Source organism: Chitinophaga sp. (assembly GCF_036569125.1).
Taxonomy (GTDB): domain Bacteria; phylum Bacteroidota; class Bacteroidia; order Chitinophagales; family Chitinophagaceae; genus Chitinophaga.
In genome coordinates this window covers 1-5,220 of the sequence record NZ_DATCRF010000344.1, presented here as the reverse complement: position 1 = coordinate 5,220, position 5,220 = coordinate 1, and the positions used below count along the sequence as shown (strand labels likewise).

Annotated in this window: 4 protein-coding genes; all 4 read left to right on the top strand. The window is 48.2% G+C overall.

The genetic code is table 11. From position 1 onward, the window contains the following. Positions 1–1,515, top strand: a 1,515-nt coding sequence (locus VIM87_RS12785) for a condensation domain-containing protein (RefSeq protein ID WP_331997369.1), incomplete at its 5' end; no start/stop codon positions are given. Between the two features lie 45 nt (positions 1,516–1,560). Beyond that, complete coding sequence (locus VIM87_RS12780) at positions 1,561–2,310, top strand: class I SAM-dependent methyltransferase (RefSeq protein ID WP_331997368.1); 750 nt, start codon at positions 1,561–1,563, stop codon at positions 2,308–2,310. 26 nt (positions 2,311–2,336) lie between these two features. Continuing rightward, positions 2,337–3,695, top strand: a complete 1,359-nt coding sequence (gene hemW, locus VIM87_RS12775) for a radical SAM family heme chaperone HemW (RefSeq protein ID WP_331997367.1) — start codon at positions 2,337–2,339, stop codon at positions 3,693–3,695. Between the two features lie 14 nt (positions 3,696–3,709). After that, a partial coding sequence (locus VIM87_RS12770; protein ID WP_331997366.1) for a condensation domain-containing protein occupies positions 3,710–5,220 on the top strand: 1,511 nt, incomplete at its 3' end.

Here is a 5,220-nt window from a genome sequence, read left to right as displayed (position 1 = left end):
TTAGCCATCTGGCAACGCCTGCTGGGCCATAACAGCATAGGGCCCAACGATGATTTCTTTGGATCGGGCGGTGATTCCCTGCTGTTAATGCGGTTAGGATATGAGATAGGAGATCATTTCAGTATACCCCTTACCGTAACGGAGCTGTTCGGCATTCATACCCTTACTGTTAAAACACTGGCTGATTATATTGAGCAAAAGCGCAAAACAGTACCAGCAACAGGTAGCACCGCTTTGCCGGAATTTGACCACCGCAAAGCCACCCTTGCGCAGCGGAACCTGTTTGTGCAGAAAAAGCTGAATCCTTCGCTGGCCTTTCCTAATTCCAGCCTCACCTTCAAGATCCGGGGCGCAATAAACCTGGAGAAGCTGGAAAGCGCTTTTAAAGCAGTGATCGCAGCCCATGAAAGCCTGCGTACCGCCTTTGGTTTTGAGAAGAACAATGTTTATAAAAGGGTAGGGACGGAATTTGATTTCAGCATTACTCCCCTGAGTGTTGCTGCAGCAGCCCCTGACAGCGCCATCATGGAATGGACAAAACCATTTGATTTTGACCGCTACCCGCTGATCCGCGCTTTTGTGCTAACGCTTGCAAATGCAGAGCAGTATCTGCATATAGATATGCCGCATATTAATTCAGATGGCGAATCCATGAAAACCATTATAGCGGATGTTGCAGCCTGTTATAATAAAAGCGCCGGTCAAAAGGAACGGCTTCAGTTTGAAGATTTTCAGCGCAGGCTTTTTGAGTATATACATACTTCCCAATACCAGGAGGACCTGCATTTCTGGAAAGCGCAGTTTTCCACGCCAGTGCCCCTGTTATGGGAAAAACCTGCAGCAGGTACAGGCCCGGCGGCGCCCTTTGCCGGCAACAGCTATGTGTGCGCCTTTCCGGCACCCATCTGCGATCAGCTGAAAGCCTATCTTAAAAGCAGTAACCTTAGCCGGTACCAGCTGTTGCTGATCGCATACTGTTTGTTCATTCACCGCATTACCGCTGCAGAAAATTTTGCAATAATGCTGCCGGTGCACAACCGGGGGGAGAGAGGGCTGGAAGATGTAGTGGGCCTTTTATCTAACATGATCCTGCTGAAAGTTGAGATCACACCTGCGGCGCGCATCGGGGAATTTACAGCAGGCTGCAGGGCAGTTATCCTCAACAGCATGCAGCATCAGCGTTTTCCTTTTGAAGACCTGGCAGAACTGCTGAAAAAGGAACGGATCGATACCCGGGGACTGATGCAGGTGTTCTTTGGATATCACCTGCATACCACTGATCACCATCTCAACGGCGCAAGCCTGCAGCTGTACATTCCATTAAAGGATAAAGAGAACCTGCCTTTGTCTGTTGCTGTTTTTGATACCGGTTCCGGCCTTACCATGCGCTGGTCGTCCGCAGCAGGCATGTTTGACAAGAATGCGCTGAAAGGCCTGATGGATCAATATCTCGACACCCTTTGCCGGTTTATGACAGCCGGTGCAGATATTACCGTTGGATCACTGCTGGTATAGCGGAGCTGTTATTATTTCATTTCTATAACTCTAAAAAAATCCCATATGGAAAAAGTTTCCTGGTTTGAAAAAGAAGAGGATTGGATCCTGAAGCGTTCAATCATTTTTAATAAGGGCCTCGTAAGGTTAACCTTCATAGAGATTGGCCGGCTGATACGGCTGCTGGGCGGATTGAAGGAGAACAGCCGGGTGCTGGACCTCTGCTGTGGTATTGGCAGGCATTCAATAGAGCTGGCCAGGAACGGGCTTCGTGTTACGGGCGTGGATATTACCAGGCCATACCTGGAAATAGCGGGAGATAATGCAATGAAAGAGGGGCTTGACATTGAGTTTGTACACAGCGATATGCGGAACTTTTCCCGGCCCGGATCATTTGACCTGATCGTGAACCTGTGTACTTCCTTTGGTTACTTCGATGATATTGAAGATGATATCACGGTGCTCAGGAACATGCATACCTCCCTTGCAGAAGGCGGGCGCTTTGTAATAGAGATCCTGGGCAAAGAGGTGATTGCCGCTACTTTCAGGGCAAAGGAAGAGCTGGAGTTTGATGGCTACAATGTGCTGGCAACCACCCGCATCCTGGATAACTGGAACCGGCTTGAATGCAAAAGGCTGATCAGGAAGGGAGAGGATGAAACGGAGATCACGGCCTATCACCGGCTGTATTCTGCCACGGAGCTCAAAGGCCACCTGGAAGCAGTGGGTTTCAGGAACATCCGCATCTACGGCGATTTTGCGGGTATGCCTTATGATAACAATGCAAAATCGATGGTGATCATCGCAGAAAAATAATCTTAATCATTAAAACCTGTTGCTGTATGGCAAAGTTCCTGAACACCGTTGATCTGAGCGGAACATCCGTTGACCCTGATAAAATAATGCTGAATATAAACGGCATCAGCGGGTTGCCCACACGGGAGGAGTTTTATACCAACTACCCCTTTTACAAATACTGGAATAACAGCCGTAACGACCGGCTGCTGGCGGATGAGGGCGTGAACATCTATATCCATATTCCCTTCTGCATCCAGATCTGCGACTATTGTTTTTATATGAAGGAGCAGATCAAATCAAAGGACCAGGTAGAGGAATATGTGGATCATCTTTGCCGGGAAATAGAGATGGTGAGTAAGAAATTCAATATGGCAGGCCGCAATGTTAACTCCATTTATGTAGGGGGCGGCACACCTTCTGTGCTAACGGAGAAGCAGTTCAAAAAGATCCTGGAAACGCTGCATCAGCACCACCGGATCGTGGACCCTGAATTTGCATTTGAGGCAGAACCAGGCACTTTCAATAAAAGCAAGCTGGAATGGCTGAAGCAGTGCGGCGTTAACCGCATCAGCATGGGCGTGCAGTCGTTTGATGATGAGGTGATCCGGCTCAGCAGCCGCAAACATACTGCTTTACAGGCCATCAACGCCATTAAAACCGTACAGGATATTGGCGGCTTTGAAGTGAATATTGACCTGCTGAGCGGCCTGGCAGGCGAAACCATGAGCAGCTGGGTACAGTCTGTAGAAACAGCTATGGCCCAGCAAACAGATATGCTCACCATTTATAAAATGAAAACCTATTCCAATACCGCCTTCTTCAAAAAAGGCGTATACAATAAGGAAATAGAGCTGCCCACCCTTTCAGATGAGATCATGTTCTTTGAAAAAGCCCTGGACATGCTGTTGTCGGAAGGCTACGGCTTGTGGAGCACTTTTGCTTTTACAAGGAACGGGGCGCAGAGCCGGTATATTGAAAATACCTGGCGCAACCAGGATATGATCGCCTACGGCGCTTCCTCCTTTGGCAAGATCGGCGTATTCAATTACCAGAACCTGAATAATGTGCAGGCGTATTTTGAAAAAGTTAAGAAGAATGAGATCCCCATCTATCGCACTTTCCAGATGTCTTATAAAGACATGATCGCAAAAGAGCTGCTGCTTTGCGCTGCACGGCTGTTGTCGTACCGGAAGGAGGAATTCATTGAAAAATTCGGCTTCGACTATTTTGATCTGATCCCTGAAGCAATAGACGAACTGGTTAATAAAGGATATATAACCGCTGACCGGGATGAGCTGGTGCTCACAAAACAAGGCGTGATCTTCGGCGATTTTGTTGCTATGACCCTTGCCTCCTCAGCCAAAAAGGTATTTGCCAAAGATGCCATCGGCTTTTCCTATTAACTACCCAGGTTACCATGACGACACAAAAGAAGAAAAGGACGTATCCGGAGGATGCCTGTAATATCGTGGCCGCATCCCCCCAGCAGCAGGGCGTATGGTTTCATGCGGCCGGCAAAGGCATTTCCTTCTGGAACTTTACACAAAAAAAGGCCTACCGGGGGCCGCTGAATGCAGATGCGCTGAAAAGCGCGCTGGAAGCTGTTTTAAAAAGGCATTCATCATTGAGGACCTCTTTCAGGATCTATGATGATCAGTTATGCCAGCTGATCCGGGACAATATTCCCGTGGAAGATCTCTGGGAGCATGAAAAATTTGATAACACTGATCCTGTATTTATAGAGAGAACATTGAGCGCAGCATCCCGCAGGGAAGAGCTATATGAGTTTGATATTGAGAACGAATGCCTGGTAAGGTTTAAGGTGCTGGAGTTTGGGAATGAGAGCTACTTTATACTCACCATGAACCATATTATTACCGACATGTTTTCCATGCAGCTATGCTGGACTGAGCTGGCGCGGTATTACAATGAGTATCTAAGCGGCCGGGCCCCTGCGCTAAGTCTGCCTGACAAACAATATTTTGAATACGCCATCAGTCAGAATAACACTGCAGCAGAAGCGGCTTATGCGCAGCAAAAACAATATTGGTTAAATAAGCTCTCCGGGCAAAGGCCTGTGCTGGACCTTTCATTCTATAAGTCGGCCCCTTCCATTTATTACCGGGAAACAGATCTTCCTGCCGCGCTTACAGCAGAGATCAGGGTGCTTTCCCTGCGGAAGAAAGTGCTTCATTCAGCTGTGTACCAGCTTGCATATTTTATCCTGTTACACAAATATTCAAAGCACAACCGGATCAGTATCGGGAATATTGTAAATGGCCGCGGGTTCGGCAAACGGCAGTATACAGATGTAATAGGCCTGTTCGCAAAAAGGCTGGTGAACACCCTGGATCTACAGGAGGATGATACGGTCAGCAGCTTGCTGGAACGGGTGAACAAAGACCTGCTGGATAGCTTTGCGCATAGCGATGTGCCCTATGAAGAAATTGTAAGGGAAATAAACAGGAAAGAAAGAACAGGCTTAGCGCCTTTGTTCCAGGCTGTTTTTAACATGATCAAGGAAAATGGCGCTTCGCTTAGCTTTGAAGGCTTAACGGAATGCCCGGTGCCGGGCAGCGGGAACGACCTTGTAGGAGATGATCAGTATGACGTTGGTATAACGCTCACGGATAATGGACAGCGGGTAAGAGTGCGGCTGGACCTGAAGTGTGATGTGCAGTTTGAGCCGTTAAGCGATTATATGCTCCGGAATTATGTGGAGATCCTGGAAGCATGTGTGGGGGATATGTCGCAGCGGGTTGCTGATATTGGCATAACGGAAGAAGAGCGCTCGCTGCTGAATGAATTTAGCGGAGGCGAGGTAAACTATCCCCGCAACAAAACCATGGTAGACCTGCTGGAAGCACAGGCCCTGCGTACGCCGGAAGGCATAGCCGTAGTGTGTGGTACTGAGCAGATTAATTATAA